The sequence below is a fragment of the Paenibacillus sp. Z3-2 genome (assembly GCF_054161325.1).
On the sequence record NZ_CP096397.1, the window covers coordinates 3265020 to 3279637 of the forward strand.

The window sequence follows — 14618 nt, forward strand, 5'->3', positions numbered from 1 at the left end:
AATAATCCCCGGCGCTTCGCTGATGACCCCAGCCAAAAGACGTGAGACCGATATGATGAGGATAGCTATTGGGTTACTCACCGTAACAACCCGTTCTATATGAAATAAAGTAAATTTCATCTGGGTAGGATCAACAGTAAACAGCCGATTAGTTACTCGGTTGCTTACTGTTGTAAAAGTTCTGTTTGTGGACTATTAGGTTTCTAGGGTGCAATAGCCAAAGCCGGTATCCGTATGATTATGCATCGTTCTATTATTTAATCTTGATACGGTAATAGTAGTCTTCGCTCATTTGCTTGATAACGTCTTCACGTTTCATTTTAACGCTATATGGAAGACGGTTTTTATCCCCGATGATGAAATCCTTATATGTGCCGGCTTTGGTTTGAAGCAGTTTCGTTTCACTTGCAAGAACCGTATGGTCTTTATTGAGTGTTTCCATCACTATAACCGGCGGTCGTGATACGTCTTTGGTCAGAGTGTAGGTGAAGTCCAGATTTATGCCGCCAAGGAAGGATTTGCTATCCATGGAAGTGACAAAGTTATGTTTTCCCTCTGATGTCAGAATTTCTACTGCATCATTTTTAACAAGAGGAAAATCTTTTTCCGGATTTGTAATGGAGATCGTTTGGTTTGCTCCATTCCACTTGACTTCATAACCAAGTGACTCACCGACCAGGCGGAGTGGTACATACGTTTTTCCATTATAGGAGATTGGCGCATCTGATGGCGTCCCGATAACTCGGCCCTCCAAGAGCATCATAATTTGCGGAGAAAACTGGGCAGTAATCTGTTTCCCTGCTGCCCAGACAGTTGTAGGAATGAGCAGTCCAGCTGCAAGGACCAGGCTCACTTTCCATCGTTTCTTCATATGTATCCTCCTCATAATATTTAATATACTATTATATTTTGGAGAAACATCCATACGAGTAAAAGAGACTTTTTCCCTAATTACAAAGAAAAATTGCTCTCAGTACGCGGGAGTTTGTCGAATAAAGACGAAAAATTATCTTTCACGATGTATGGAGCTGGTGGGCATAACTAATCTGTGATTTGTTCGATTAGAATGTTAAAGAGAAAACTTACAATATATGCTAGTATTGAATAGAGTACAGTTATACAAGTGAGGAGAGGGAAACTTGGTGAAACAACTGATCGTCGGAGACGCCATGCAAGAACTGGCCAATACTCGCCGCATTCTAGAGCGCTTGCCCGAGGAGTATTTGACGTGGAAGCCACACGTGAAATCGATGACGTTGGGCGGGCTGGCCACGCACCTGATTAACCTGCTGAACTGGCAAGTCGCAATTTTTCTTTACCCGGAATTCGATCTTTCGACGGTACCGCTTCGGCGGGAAGCTTTGAAGAGACGCGAAGATGTGCTGGAAGAATTCGACGCGAACGTCGTCAAGCTTGATAAGCTGTTAGCCGAATGCGACGAGAAAACGCTCGGCGAGCACTGGACCTTGCGGAACGGCGATCATATCATCCTGTGTCAACCGCGCGCGATCGCGTTTCGCAGCTTCGGATTAAGCCACATGATCCACCACCGGGCGCAGCTCGGGGTTTATTTGCGGCTTCTCGATATTCCGGTGCCGGGCCTCTATGGACCCTCGGCAGACGAGGAATACAAATGAACTAAGACTCACCAAACAGTCGCAGGATACCGACATGACCGTCGGTATTCTGCGACTGTTTTCTATTGATGAACGTTTTCACAGGGCATAGCAGATGATTTACTCCCCCGCTCATATTATTTAATCTCCGAGGAAAAACGGTCAATGAGCATGTTCCAGAAGAGACGAAGCCAAGGCGTAAGTAGTTTGTTACGATGCCTCACCGCATAAATCGTTCTGATCGGACTCCAATTCGGAAGGGCACAAGACATGATTTCCCCTTTGGCAAGTTCTTGAATAATGGAAGCTTGTGAAACCATTCCGATCCCCATATTTTGGCGAATCATTGATTTCAATGCTTCCGATCCCGAAACTTGCATAATTTCTGTAAACCGAACACCATTTTCGATAGCCCATTCGTTAATGATTGTCCGGCTGCTTGAACCTTCTTCGTGGGCAATCAGTGGCAGACTTTGCAAGTCGTGCGGTTCAACCTTGGATTTGGCAGCAAGAACGTGTTCCGGGTGGAAGATGATGACGAGGTCATCTTTCATCAAGGGTTCATAAATCAAGTCGGGATCATCCGGTTCCGTATGTGAAATGACACCGACATCCAGGTCATAAAGTTTTATTTTCTCTACGATTTGAGCAGCTGGTTTAACGTCGAGGCTTAAATAAATATCATGCTCTTGTCTGAATACTGACAACAAATCAGGGAGGATATAGGTAGCAGGCGTATGTGTGCTTCCAATTCTTAAGTGTTCGGCCGCTGTCCCTTTGTGATTCTCCAGCGTTCGGCGCATTTCGTCATCCAAAGCCACAATTTGCTTGGCGTAGTGGTACAAGGATTTGCCGGCTTCAGTCAGTTTAATGACATGATAGGTTTTGGTATGAAACAACGCCATCCCAGCGTCCTCTTGTAGCTTGTTTAGATGAAATGTCACCGTAGGTTGTGTAATATTTAGCTTCTCTGCAACCAAATACAGTTTTTTCAAGTTAACGACATGCACGAACACTTTCAACTGTTGCAAATTCATGTATATACACTCCTTATACCCTCAACATAGATAATATCTATCATATCATACAATTGATTAATATCATTTAAAACAACTTTAACTTTAACATAATATGAATCTCCAACAACTCCTTTAGGATAGATAGTAGATCTTAAATAATATCTTAGGGGGAAAAACATGAATAACGTTTGGAAAAAGCGATTAAGTGGATTAAGTCTTGCGTTGGTGCTGGTGATTGCTGGATGTGGTGGAGGAACGGGTACGAATGGAAATGCTTCTGCAGGAGGTGCAGAAACTAACGTCTCCTCATCTCAAGAGACAGCGAATCTGAATTCTTCCAATGAAGATACTGGGAAAACGATCTATTTGTATGGCAATGATTTTGTCGATATCGTAGCTCCCGAATTTGAAAAGCAAACGGGCTACAAAATTGAAGCAGTCCATTATGGCGGGGGAGAGGCGTTAGCCAAAATTGAAGCAGAACAAGGTAATCCTCAGTGGGATGTTGTCATGATGGACGGACATGGTTCCATTCGAAATCTGGCTGACAGAGGGTTCCTCATGACGGATTGGACACCTGAAAATATGGATAACCTCAGTGAGTATGGAGAATCGCTCGTTCCTGAGGATCATGCTTACACTCCAGTTACCATTCATGCATCAGCCGTCATTGCCTACAACACCAATCGTCTGACTGAGGCACAAGCACCAAAGACATGGGAGGAATTTTTCAATTATGAAGGTACAGCCGGACAAGCCGACCCAGCAGTGGCCGCTCCCGCATACCCGCTCGTTTCCTCACTTTTTTATCATTGGAGCATTCCTGAGGCCGAACAAAAGTATGGACAAATGATGAATAAGGGATTGAGAGTTTATCCCAAGAACGGCCCATTAGGAAGTGCATTAGTTTCCGGTGAGATTGATATTGCCGCTTTACAAGAGAGTAACGCATATGATCTAAAGCAATCCGGCGAGCCAGTGAATCTCATCTGGCCGGAAGAGGGGGCTCCTGGTAGTCTACGGGTGGCTGCAATCAGCAAATACACTAAAAATCCTGCGGCATCCAAAGCATTTATCGAATTTATGCTTCAACCGGAAACGCAGCAAATGCTCGTTTCGCTGGACTCTTCTGACAGTTTCTTCACACCGCTGGTACAAGGGGTAGAGTCGCGCAAAGACCGTGAGCCCAATCCAACATTCCTGCTTCCTCCAGCCGAATGGTCCGCTGAGCACGAAGTGGACATCAAGACCTGGTTTGCCGACCAGAACGTAAATTAGGACAAATCCAATGAGAAATCCAGGAACTCGTTGGGGAGTTGGCATTGCACTTATTTTGTTCATTGTGATCTTCTTGCCGTTACTCGCCGTTTTGCTTAACGCTTTTTTACCAGGATTATTTTTCGGAGAAATCCGTTTCCAAGGACTGGGGTTGCTTGGCGAGATTTTTAATCGTCCTTTGTGGCGCCAATCCTTGATGAACTCCATGTGGCTAGGCGTGGGAACAGCACTGTTAGGGACCCTGTTCGGTACCTGTCTCGCCATGGTGAGAGCAAGGTGGAATTATGCAGCAGGACGTTTGTTGGACGCCGGTGTGTGGCTTCTGCTTATTATGCCATCGTTTATGCTGGCACAAGGCTGGATATTGTTCGCCGGAGCAGACGGGATCGCAAGCCGTTCGCTCAGTATGGGGTGGGTGACACCTCTATTGTTTCAACCTATGGGACTTATGTTCATCATGGCTTTAAGCAAATTTCCTTTAGCCTATCTGACGGTGCTAGCTTCAGCCGAGTGGAATGTCAGCCAATACGGGCATGCTGCCCGCTTGAACGGCGCGCGTCCTTGGACGGTGTGGCGGACCGTAGAATTACCACTTTCGGCACCTTCCATCGCTGCTGGAGCCACATTGGTTTTTATTGATACCGTTGGAGACTTCGGTTTGCCTGCAGCATTGTCCACCGTGTATCGTTTTCCGACATTAACGTATTCAATTTACTCCGCCATCTATCAATCACCGGTTCGGTTTGATATGGCGGGTGTACTTGCATTCTATCTCGTTATTTTACTGGGTCTGGCCATGTTCGTGCTCATGATTAGCCTGCGCAAGTCAAGATTTGACTTCCTTAATTCCAGGGCCAGAAAAACGATAAAAGTTAAACCTCAAAAAACCTATCTATTAAACTTGATTACGATCTTGTTTTTAACCATCAGCATTGGTATTCCCGTCGGTAGTAGTGTTTGCGTTTCAGTGATGAAAAAGATGGGCGATGGCTTCGCTTTGCAGAATTTTACGCTAAGCCATTATGCCTCTTTGTTTTCCTCAAGCGTGCCAGATCATACTCGACTGAATTTTTTGGATGGCATGATCCATTCATTATCCATTGCTGCGATTGCGGCAGTGATCAGCATGATCATTGGCTTTATTGTGGCATATGTGCTTACGTTTACACAGTTTCCGATGAAAGGCGGACTGCAGCTATTTTCCATCGTATCTCTTGCCGTGCCGGGAATCGTTATGGGGATCGGCTACATTTTCGTCTGGAATCAAAAATGGCTGGAGTATGTCAACCTTCATCTGTATGGAACGCCTGCCTTACTCGTGATTGCGGTCATAGCCGGAGCAATTCCTTACGCTGTTCGTGTTCAGTTGGGTTCGTTCGGCACCATTTCTTCTTCGGTACTAAACGCGGCAGCGGTGCAAGGTGCGGGAACGATTGGCCGAATGGTACATATCGTGTTGCCTTTGACGCGCCGTTCATTGCTTCTCGCCGTATTGGCGGCTTTCGGCACAAGCGTGTTTGACCTCGCTCTGGCTTCAATGTTACAGCCTGCAAACTATGTCCTGATGCCTCTCGTTATTGATCAGGCTTTTGAGTTTGGTAGATATGGTTATGCAACAGCAGCAACAATCTTGAGTGGTTCAATTCTATTATTCATCATTATTCTCATCCAGATTGCAGGTGAATCTGTTTTTCGTTGGAACGATCGGCGCTTACAGAAGAGTGTAGCGATCCGTCCAGCCACAAACCACCGCATGACATATGGAGGTTCGCAATATGAAACCAATTCTTAAGCTTGAAGGGGTTCACAAGTCTTTTGATAAGCAAGAAGTTCTAAGACCTCTATCGTTTGAGATGAACCAAGGTGAACGCATATGCATCCTTGGTCCATCTGGCTGCGGGAAATCTACCTTGCTGCAGCTGATCGCCGGATTGCTGAGAATCGACGGCGGCGTCATTGAAATGGTCGGCCAACCGGTAGATGGCAAGAAACAGTTCACGCCACCAGAGAAGAGACCCGTTAATATGGTATTCCAAGATTATGCGTTATGGCCGCACATGACAGTGCAACAGAACATTGAGTATGGTATGAAGAGGTCCCGAACGGACTCATCGGTAAGAAAGCAGCGATTGGATCATTTACAATCGATGCTGCAATTGGAGGGACTGCTGGATCGATTGCCTACCGAATGTTCTGGTGGTCAGCAGCAACGGATTGGGATGGCTCGAGCGCTTGCCACCGAACCTTCCATTTTGCTGATGGACGAACCTCTGTCCAATCTGGACGTCAAGCTTCGAACTGAAATGCGCAGCGAGTTGGCGAGCCTCTTATCCAATTTGGATACAACTGTGCTTTATGTTACGCACGATATGCTTGAAGCCTTCACTCTGGCTGATCGAATCATGGTGCTTCGGGCAGGGGGAATCGATCAGTTCGCAGAACCCCATCAACTTTTCAACCACCCAAAGACACCTTGGGTCGCCCAGCTGATGGGGTATCACAATCGTCTGAGCGCTGTCTTTACGATGGACGGTTCTGCTGTGCATATCGGAGAACAGGTTATCATCGGACAAATGATGGAACGTGCAACGAGAGGGGGACAAGCCATTGTTATGGCTCACCCTCAACAATTAATCATTTCTTTGGAGCGAGAAGAAGAGACGACGAATCAAATTCAGGTAATAGTGAAACAATCCATTTTCGAAGGTATTCATTGGAGAGTCATCATGCAAACCCAAGATAACCAAAGTGTCCATGGATTCAGCAATGAACCTCTCGAACCCGGTTCGGAGTGCTGGATTCGATTATCACCCAAGCAAACCATGATCTTTCCAGGAGGCGAAGAACCTGGTCAGGGGTAGACTGCTTGCCGTGTCCGACGTTCACGGGTACGGACATCTTCTTAAACAATTACTGAATACTGCGGGTTATCGTCCCGATCAGGACCAATTGATTTTGCTTGGGGATTATGTCAATAAAGGGCCTGACTCTTGGGGAACGCTGCAACTCGTACACGAATTAACCTTGAATGGAGCAATCGCTCTGCAAGGTAACAATGAACGGAAATGGCTGGCCTCTATGCCGAGTCTTAATACCGAAAATCAAACTTCAATTGAACATTATCGCGATTTTTTGGAGGGTTTACCGTTGTATTTCTTAAGCGATGGCTTCTTATTCGTCCATGCCGGAGTACGTCCAGGAGTTCCTATGAGAGCTCAAAAGCCTGAGGATTTGACCGAAATACGAGAGCCTTTCTTTACGAGCCCGGCTGATCCAAACTATACCGTTGTTTTCGGTCATACTTCCACGTTTCGGTTCAAGGTGCCACCTTGGGAAATCTGGATAGGTAATGGGAAAGTGGGAATCGATACTGGAGCTGGCCACGGACATTATCTCAGTTTAGTGGATTTTTCAAATCGAAATCGTTGGTATGTGTCCGTGCAAGAACCGTTTCAAGTTCAGTCTGCAGCTCTCACCGAGCTAGAGAAGAACGAGAGAGCAATACAGTTATATCATCAAAAGCCAAATATGTTCTCAGATACAAGATAGAGAGATTCGTATAATTGCAATAAGACATTGAAAGGCTAAGTAGCCTTCAATGTCTTTATTTTTTGTAGCAAGCATAGGGATTGAACTTGGAAATTGCCCAGCGGGCAATGAGTCATATAACACAACGAACGAAGTTGCCTGCTTTTCCCTTAAGCCCGAAGGATACGAATGTCCATTTAGTCGTGTTTGGGAGATCGGGGACCTAATCAGGGGCTGTCTAGCCATTTTGAATGTGCTATACTGTATCCAAAAAAGAGGTCTCAAATAATGGCACGATACAAGGAAGAGCAATCCAAACATATTCGGGAAGCACGTAAGAATCAAATTTTAAAAGCAGCGCTAAGGGTGTTTGCGGAGTATGGGATAGAGGGCACGAAGATGAGCATGATCGCCAAGGCTGCTGATTTAAGCCACGGTCTTATGTACCACTATTTCGCGTCCAAAGAAGAATTACTTACAAAAAGTCTGCTCTGGGCAATGGAAGGCGCTGAGCATTTGATCGAGGAGGTTCGATCTTCGTCAGCGAAACCGTTGGAGAAAATAGAACACTTCACCCGGTCAGCCATCACAGCAGGAAGTCATGACGTATTTCGAATGATTCAAAGCTGTATGAAATATCCTGAACTTGATGAAGAGACAAGAAAACTGATCAGCCAGACAAGTGAGAAATATGTATTGTTGCTAGTACCCATCCTTATTGAAGGGCAGACTCGCGATGAAATCGTTAAAGAAGAACCTGAGATGCTTGCCAATCTCTATCTGACGATATTGTCGGGATTGATCGCTGACGATGTGGGCTGGCTTCATCAAAATTTGGACTGGAATATACGAATGCTGCTCAGAGTTATTCAAAAATAAAAGAATCCGCTAGTGAAGTGAATCTACTGCTATCTACACTCCAATATGCTCCCCGCCAATCTACATATCCTGTTTGTAAACGAACTTAGCCTTTTTGCTTTCCTCACTCTTGGAAAGCAAAAAGGAATTTTTTTGTTGACAAAAATTGGCACCCAATTTACCATATTGTTGACTGATTGAGTCAATCAATAATAATTTAAAAAGTGAGGTGCTTGGTTGTTTTGAAAAAAGGAGGAAAGAGCAGACTGCCGGGTCTAAACCCAATATCAAATAAGGAAAGATCGCTTGCCCCTGATTTAGGACGCGGATTTATGTTGCTGCTCATCGTCATTGCTCACGCTCCAATATATTTGTTTACAGCGCAGACGTTTACGCTGACCCGTCCACTTGGAGAGCATTGGCTTGAAGACTTCGTGAATTTGGTTGGCCTGTTGTTCGTGGATAACCGTGCTTATCCGATGTTCGCAGCATTGTTCGGTTACGGGCTGGCTTCTATGGTAACACGCCAACTGGATAAAGGCGTACCTATAATGGAAGTGAAGCGCTTGTTGCGTCGTCGTTCATGGTTATTGATCGTTTTTGGGTTTATACATCTTGTCATAATTGGAGGAGCAGACATCCTCGCCGTATATGGCATTTCCGGTCTTGTTCTCGGATGGATGCTGTTTAAGCCGGTGTGGATGCAGCGTAGGGCTATGAACGTAATTGGCGCAGTATACATGGCTATTATTCCGACTGCCTGGGTAGCGGTATATCCGATTTTGACGGGAGAAGAACTGGACATCGGGTTAACTCCTTCCCACACTTACCTACTTCTAGTCTCGGAGCATATAATTGCATTTCCGATTATGATTCTGATTAATTTGCTGCTCTATCCGATGCTGCTAATTATCACCTTAGGAGTATGGTCTGCCCATAAACGGTGGCTGGATAATCCTGAGCGCTTCCGTCCCCAGTTGAAACGAATGACAATTGGAGGAATTGGTATATCGCTGATCGGAGCACTTCCTTATGCTTTGACTGGTGCAAATATGTGGAATCCGAAACCTGAATTAATTAGTTGGTTTGTAATCGTCCATATCATGACCGGCATTGTAGGCGGATTAGGATACACGGCTCTTATTGCGTTGTTCAGCATATCAGCCCGTCGTACGGCCCCGAGGATGACGGATGCGCTTGCGTCAGTTGGCAAACGATCACTTACGTTTTACATTTACCAGGAAGCGCTGCTTGTCCTCTTGCTCTCGCCAGTCGCCCTTGGATTGGGAGGTGTGCTTAATGGTGCTGGAGTGTTTGCAATTGCAGTGTTGATCTGGTTCTCAAGTGTCTGCCTCGCTGTCTGGCTAGAAAAACGGGGATGGAGCGGCCCTGTCGATGCTTTCCTGAGAAGACTCATCTATCGACAACGGAAAGTATCAGATAGAAGATAATGTTTTTTTTGATAAAGGAAAGTGAGGGAAACGAAATGAAAACGAAGATGGAACAAAGCAACAGAGGCTTCTCCGAAACAGGCCTGCAAAGAATGCACGACGTGCTGTCAGGACATGTCGAGTCCGGGAAGATTCCTGGTTTCGTCGCCCTAATAGCCGGAACGGAGAGACGCACGTCGAGGCGATCGGCACGATGCGCCATGACGATGGCGCGCCGATGCTCCGGGACACGATCTTCCGGATGGCATCCACGTCCAAGATCGTTACGGTTGCTCCGGTGATGGTGCTGCTCGACGAGTGCAAACTGCATCTCGACGACCCAGTAGATCCATGGCTGCCTGAACTCGCCAACCGACAGGTGCTTAAACGACCAGGTGGCCCACTGGACGAAACCGTGCCGGCACGGCGACCAGTTACTGTCCGGGACTTGTTGACCTCCACGTTCGGGCTCGGAGTGGATATGACGTTAATGGGCTCTCCGATCATAAGCGCGATCTTCGAGAATGGGTTATATGACACGCCAGGGCAGGAGATGCCAGAGCCCGATGAGTGGATGCGTCGTCTGGGAACACTCCCGCTCTGCTACCAGCCCGGTGAGCGGTGGCAATACCACATGAGTAACGAAGTTCTCGGCGTACTCGTTGCCAGGGTCACGGGTCAGACATTCGAGACATTCCTGCGCGAACGTATCCTTGATCCCCTAGGGATGAAGGACACTGGCTTCTACGTGCCCGAGAGCAAGATTGACCGGCTGCCTCCCGCCTACATCCCCGATCCCCAGACTGGTGAGTTCATCGTATGGGACGAGGCAGCAGGCGGACGCTACAATAAACCTCCCATGTTCCAAGCAGGCGGCGGTGGGCTGCTCTCAACGGTTGACGACTATTACGCGTATTTACAGATGCTGCTGAACCAAGGAATACATGGGACCGAACGGATCCTGTCCCGGCCCGCCATCCAGCTGATGACAACTAACCGTCTTACGCCCAAGCAACAAGCATTCCGAGAGGACTTGGCAAAAAACAACGTCCATTTGTCACATGGTCAAGGGCAGCACGGAGGCTGGGGCTTCGGGATGGCGGTACGCACCTACCGCGGCGACTATGCATCCATCGGTCAGTTCGGCTGGGACGGCGGAACCGGAACCTCGGCTTATGCCGACCCGGACAAACAACTCAGGAATTATGCTCACTCAGGTCGGGATGTCCACCCCGGATTCTGCACATCTTATCCACGACTTCTGGACCATGGTCTATCAGGCAATCATCGAAGACTAACTCCTTGCTCCTTGCTCCTTCCTCAAATTTCTCTATGAATCGTCCTTCAACATCAAGTTGTACATTCACCTGAATATGACTTTCATCGAAACTAAGCAGATAGTTGCCTGAATCAGTGGTGTACACGCCACATGTGGACCTGTCAGAAGACAAGAATATGAATACTTTGAAAGTCACATTCGATGCGGCTTTTTTGTTTGAAGTATATATGTTCTTGTCGTATCTCAATGATAATCATCGGATACATGATCATCATTTTATTTCGGGCTTATCTGGTATTTCCATGAACTGTATGAGTCAGTGAATATAGATGTTGCTGATGATTTGAAAATTGAAGAATGTAATTATTAGTAAACAAACTAACAAAAAGTGATACACTAGATTCAGAGCTACTGATGTTCTTACTGAAAAACAGTATAGGATGATGACATGAGAAAGATATTATCTTTTATGGATTGGGGTATTTTTGCTCTTCGTTTATACCATTACATTTTGCTGTCATCACGGCTGTTTACAGAGAGTGACATGTCGAACCGAACATGGTTAAACGTCATTTGGCTAATGGCAGCACTTATCGTTCCAATGATCTTCTGGTTTCCTCAACGGCGCATGAACAAGGTTTGGTTTTGTATCGCGGAGCTAATGCTGGGTGGTTCTTATTATGTGAACTCTGTTATCCATCCGGAGCTGACTTCCAAAGCAGACTATCTGCTGCCGAGTCTAACAATGGGGTACTTATTGATCAAGAAGACATTCTGGGTCATTCCCGCAATTCTATTCATTCCCTTTATCTTCCAGTACTATTTAAAGTTACCTTGGGAACAAGCCTTTAGTAGCGGGACAGATAATGTATTATTCTGCTTCATCGGCATATGGGCCAGCTTCGTGGCCAAAGCGTATTACCAAAAAAATGAACTTGTGGTCGAAGTAGAGCAGCAAAATAAGCTGTTAACCCACTACGCTGCTGAAATTGAGAAAATGACTCTGCTTGAAGAACGCAATCGTATGTCCAAGGAACTTCATGATACCCTGGGGCATTCCTTCATCTCAATCATTATGAGTCTTGATGCTTCCATCGCTCTTATGGATCGTAAGCCTGCCGAGGTCAAGGAACGGTTAATTCGCTTAAGAGCACTGGCTGAACAAAATCTGGACGAAATGAGAAGTATTGTCCATGAGATTGGAGAAGAAGCGGAGTCGAATCTTGTACGGCAGATTGAGGCCCATGTGGCCAATTTTCGGGAACATACAGGAATTCTCCTGACGTTAAAAGTACTAGGAATAGAGCAGCACACGCATTTTGAAGTACGACAGGCGATTCTGCGAGTCATCCAGGAGTCTATTACGAACGCACTAAAACATGGAAAAGCGTCTCAACTGGATTTGGAGCTTCAATTTTCCGAATCCGTTCTGCACCTGGTTGTTCGAAATAATGGGAAACCGATTGACAAATTGAAATATGGCTTCGGGTTGACTACGATGAAACATCGAGTTGAGCGGCTGGGGGGCAGCCTGTTTGTATCATCAGAGGTAGGAGATGAAACGATCACCGAAGTCAGATGTGAAATTCCCCTGAAAGGAGTGGGGCTGCATGGGGAAATTTAAAGTATTACTGGCAGATGATCAGGAATTAATTTTGGAGAGCCTACATATCGTGCTGTCCACGGAAGAAGATATTGAAATCGTTGGATTAGCTAAAAATGGGGAGAAGCCGTTCAGGGCTGCCATCAGTTTCAGCCCGATATGGTATTGATGGATATCAATATGCCCGTCATGAATGGCGTTGACGCAACAGCTCAGATCAAAGAGCGAATTCCTATATATGGGATCCGCTATTAAAAATAATGAATACGGGCTTAGTAGCCGTGAAATTGAAATATTGCAGAGGCTTTGTTTCTTAGTGAAGGAACGATCAAGAATTACATTTCAACGATCTACTCAAAACTTAATGTTAAGGGAAGACAAGAGGCAGCCCGTAAAGCCAGAGAGTCGGGAATCATGAATTACTAAGACAAGCCCCCTAAGAAGCCGGTAACTTATATAGTTCCGGCTTCTTAGGGGTATAGTCAGATGACTTTATCATGACAAAAGCGCACTGTCACTTTATGACTTTTTCAGCCCATACTCATAACTATCATCAAATTATAGAGGAGCTGACTCAAGACATGAAGAAAAGATCTGCACACAAAGAACATTCACAGATGGGTGAGAAAATAAGCAAATGGAGTGTGTTTTGGCGCTTTCCAATCATCTGGATGATTGCGGGGGCTATCGGCATAATTCTTGTGGATGCGTCCATCCGACCGCTAGCAGAGCAAGCACCGGACGTGCTTTCTCTGCTGTTGACACTAACGTTGGGCTTTCTCGCCATCATGGTCTATATACTCACCATGAAATATTTGGCCCGTCGGTCCATTCCTGAGTTATCCAGAAAGGGTGCAGGGGTTGAAGCTGTTATGGGAGCACTAACCGGGGCTATGTTTATTGCCTTATCCACTATTATTATAGTTTCCTTGGGAGGTTACTCCTTTCAATGGGTGAACGAGGCGGATACGGTTACTGTTCTAATCGCTTCAATTGAAGCTGCTTTAGGCGCAGCCATTGTCGAGGAACTTATCTTTCGTGGACTAATGTTTCAAGCCATACATAAATTGCTGGGAAACTGGACCGCACTCGCTGTGACTTCTCTATTCTTTGGAATAGCCCATCTTGGGAATACAGGAGCAACATTATGGAGCGCATTCGCCATAACTTTAGAAGCAGGTCTTCTGCTTGGAGCCGCATTTATGTGGCGACGAAACCTGTGGTTTGCCATGGGACTACATTTTTCCTGGAATGCACTTGAAGGTTTGCTTGGGATCCCTGTTTCTGGACACAGTTCAGACGGTCTGTTTATTGTGAAAGTGACCGGTCCTTCACTTCTCACTGGAGGTGACTTTGGACTTGAGGGGTCTGTAGTTCCGGTTATCATCAGCCTTCTGATTACCATTCCCATGCTGTATGGCGCTATTCGCAATCGCAATCTGCCGTCGGGTCGAATTCCGTCTCCAAAAAGTGAAGGCTTCCAAGAATAACCACGAAGATCAATCCAGAAATGACGGACAATCGTGCAGCCGATGCAGAAATTGGTTTTGCATTCAAGACCCGTTTAATCACTTTGTTGATTTCCTCCCTTTATGCTTGTATTAATGGCCTTGCTATTATTGCCTCAGCCAATAGCAGACACTAATCAATGTTCGTTGATTCAGCAGGCATTGATAATCGAACTGCATCCTCAAATAATGAGCACTCTTCGTCAAAAGTACCACGACAACTTTTTGTTCGCGAATACCCATGTGTTGCCGATCCAAGGTTCGGACATCCCAGAACTAAAGTTTATTTTGGAGATGACGGTAATGAAAGGAGAACAACCAGAAACAGTTCAAATGACGTTTCGACGAGATGCTCTTAATGGCTATAAGGTAGAGAATATTAAGGTTATTGCTTCTTAGGTACAAGATTGAGATAACGGTATACTTGAAACTTTGGCACAAAAGAAATGTAAAATAACAGCAGCCGTTAATCTCGCTGCTGTTTACTAACGTACTGACA

General features: G+C 45.8%; 14 protein-coding genes and 1 pseudogene. 13 read left to right on the top strand and 2 right to left on the bottom strand.

What is annotated here, in order from left to right; genetic code table 11:
• Window positions 1-253: 253 nt before the first annotated feature.
• Window positions 254-871 (bottom strand): stalk domain-containing protein, encoded by a 618-nt coding sequence (locus M1D71_RS14655; protein ID WP_458127071.1) that lies wholly within the window; start codon window positions 869-871, stop codon window positions 254-256.
• 268 nt (window positions 872-1139) lie between these two features.
• On the opposite strand from M1D71_RS14655, the gene M1D71_RS14660 reads away from it, so the two are divergent.
• Window positions 1140-1637, top strand: a complete 498-nt coding sequence (locus M1D71_RS14660; protein WP_458127072.1) for a DinB family protein — start codon at window positions 1140-1142, stop codon at window positions 1635-1637.
• A gap of 116 nt (window positions 1638-1753) precedes the next feature.
• On the opposite strand, the gene M1D71_RS14665 is transcribed toward M1D71_RS14660, so the two are convergent.
• Window positions 1754-2653: a LysR family transcriptional regulator gene (locus M1D71_RS14665; protein WP_458127073.1), complete on the bottom strand. Its 900-nt coding sequence runs from the start codon at window positions 2651-2653 to the stop codon at window positions 1754-1756.
• A gap of 159 nt (window positions 2654-2812) precedes the next feature.
• On the opposite strand from M1D71_RS14665, the gene M1D71_RS14670 reads away from it, so the two are divergent.
• From M1D71_RS14670 to M1D71_RS14725, 12 genes and pseudogenes are all read left to right on the top strand, one after another.
• Window positions 2813-3913 (top strand): ABC transporter substrate-binding protein, encoded by a 1101-nt coding sequence (locus M1D71_RS14670; RefSeq protein WP_458127074.1) that lies wholly within the window; start codon window positions 2813-2815, stop codon window positions 3911-3913.
• Window positions 3914-3923: 10 nt separating this feature from the next.
• Entirely contained in the window at window positions 3924-5705 is a 1782-nt protein-coding gene (locus tag M1D71_RS14675; protein ID WP_458127075.1) for an ABC transporter permease, read from the top strand.
• The gene (locus M1D71_RS14680) at window positions 5689-6774 is read left to right on the top strand and encodes an ABC transporter ATP-binding protein (RefSeq protein ID WP_458127076.1); all 1086 of its coding nucleotides are present in this window, start codon (window positions 5689-5691) and stop codon (window positions 6772-6774) included. Before M1D71_RS14675 ends, M1D71_RS14680 begins: the two co-directional genes overlap by 17 nt.
• Before the next feature lie 10 nt (window positions 6775-6784).
• Window positions 6785-7462 carry a metallophosphoesterase gene (locus M1D71_RS14685; protein ID WP_458127077.1) on the top strand — a complete coding sequence of 226 codons (678 nt, stop codon included), beginning with the start codon at window positions 6785-6787 and terminating at the stop codon, window positions 7460-7462.
• 267 nt (window positions 7463-7729) lie between these two features.
• On the top strand, window positions 7730-8320 hold the full coding sequence (locus M1D71_RS14690; RefSeq protein WP_458127078.1) for a TetR/AcrR family transcriptional regulator: 591 nt from the start codon (window positions 7730-7732) through the stop codon (window positions 8318-8320).
• A gap of 311 nt (window positions 8321-8631) precedes the next feature.
• Window positions 8632-9750: a DUF418 domain-containing protein gene (locus tag M1D71_RS14695; RefSeq protein ID WP_458127079.1), complete on the top strand. Its 1119-nt coding sequence runs from the start codon at window positions 8632-8634 to the stop codon at window positions 9748-9750.
• A 47-nt stretch (window positions 9751-9797) separates the two neighbouring features.
• A pseudogene (locus M1D71_RS14700) lies at window positions 9798-11027 on the top strand (serine hydrolase domain-containing protein).
• A 429-nt stretch (window positions 11028-11456) separates the two neighbouring features.
• Window positions 11457-12632, top strand: coding sequence for a sensor histidine kinase (locus M1D71_RS14705; protein ID WP_458127080.1), 1176 nt, complete (start codon window positions 11457-11459; stop codon window positions 12630-12632).
• Window positions 12619-12780 (top strand): hypothetical protein, encoded by a 162-nt coding sequence (locus tag M1D71_RS14710; RefSeq protein ID WP_458127081.1) that lies wholly within the window; start codon window positions 12619-12621, stop codon window positions 12778-12780. Before M1D71_RS14705 ends, M1D71_RS14710 begins: the two co-directional genes overlap by 14 nt.
• Complete coding sequence (locus M1D71_RS14715; RefSeq protein ID WP_458127255.1) at window positions 12780-12866, top strand: hypothetical protein; 87 nt, start codon at window positions 12780-12782, stop codon at window positions 12864-12866. Before M1D71_RS14710 ends, M1D71_RS14715 begins: the two co-directional genes overlap by 1 nt.
• A gap of 51 nt (window positions 12867-12917) precedes the next feature.
• Window positions 12918-13037 (top strand): response regulator transcription factor, encoded by a 120-nt coding sequence (locus tag M1D71_RS14720; RefSeq protein ID WP_458127082.1) that lies wholly within the window; start codon window positions 12918-12920, stop codon window positions 13035-13037.
• 155 nt (window positions 13038-13192) lie between these two features.
• Window positions 13193-14101 (top strand): CPBP family intramembrane glutamic endopeptidase, encoded by a 909-nt coding sequence (locus M1D71_RS14725; protein WP_458127083.1) that lies wholly within the window; start codon window positions 13193-13195, stop codon window positions 14099-14101.
• Window positions 14102-14618: the final 517 nt, after the last annotated feature.

Coding starts and splice junctions, on each gene's coding strand:
- M1D71_RS14655 (WP_458127071.1), bottom strand. CDS start 871: ATGAAGAAACGATGGAAAGTGAGCCTGGTCCTTGCAGCTGGACTGCTC.
- M1D71_RS14665 (WP_458127073.1), bottom strand. CDS start 2,653: ATGAATTTGCAACAGTTGAAAGTGTTCGTGCATGTCGTTAACTTGAAA.
- M1D71_RS14670 (WP_458127074.1), top strand. CDS start 2,813: ATGAATAACGTTTGGAAAAAGCGATTAAGTGGATTAAGTCTTGCGTTG.
- M1D71_RS14675 (WP_458127075.1), top strand. CDS start 3,924: ATGAGAAATCCAGGAACTCGTTGGGGAGTTGGCATTGCACTTATTTTG.
- M1D71_RS14680 (WP_458127076.1), top strand. CDS start 5,689: ATGAAACCAATTCTTAAGCTTGAAGGGGTTCACAAGTCTTTTGATAAG.
- M1D71_RS14690 (WP_458127078.1), top strand. CDS start 7,730: ATGGCACGATACAAGGAAGAGCAATCCAAACATATTCGGGAAGCACGT.
- M1D71_RS14695 (WP_458127079.1), top strand. CDS start 8,632: ATGTTGCTGCTCATCGTCATTGCTCACGCTCCAATATATTTGTTTACA.
- M1D71_RS14705 (WP_458127080.1), top strand. CDS start 11,457: ATGAGAAAGATATTATCTTTTATGGATTGGGGTATTTTTGCTCTTCGT.
- M1D71_RS14710 (WP_458127081.1), top strand. CDS start 12,619: ATGGGGAAATTTAAAGTATTACTGGCAGATGATCAGGAATTAATTTTG.
- M1D71_RS14715 (WP_458127255.1), top strand. CDS start 12,780: ATGGATATCAATATGCCCGTCATGAATGGCGTTGACGCAACAGCTCAG.
- M1D71_RS14725 (WP_458127083.1), top strand. CDS start 13,193: ATGAAGAAAAGATCTGCACACAAAGAACATTCACAGATGGGTGAGAAA.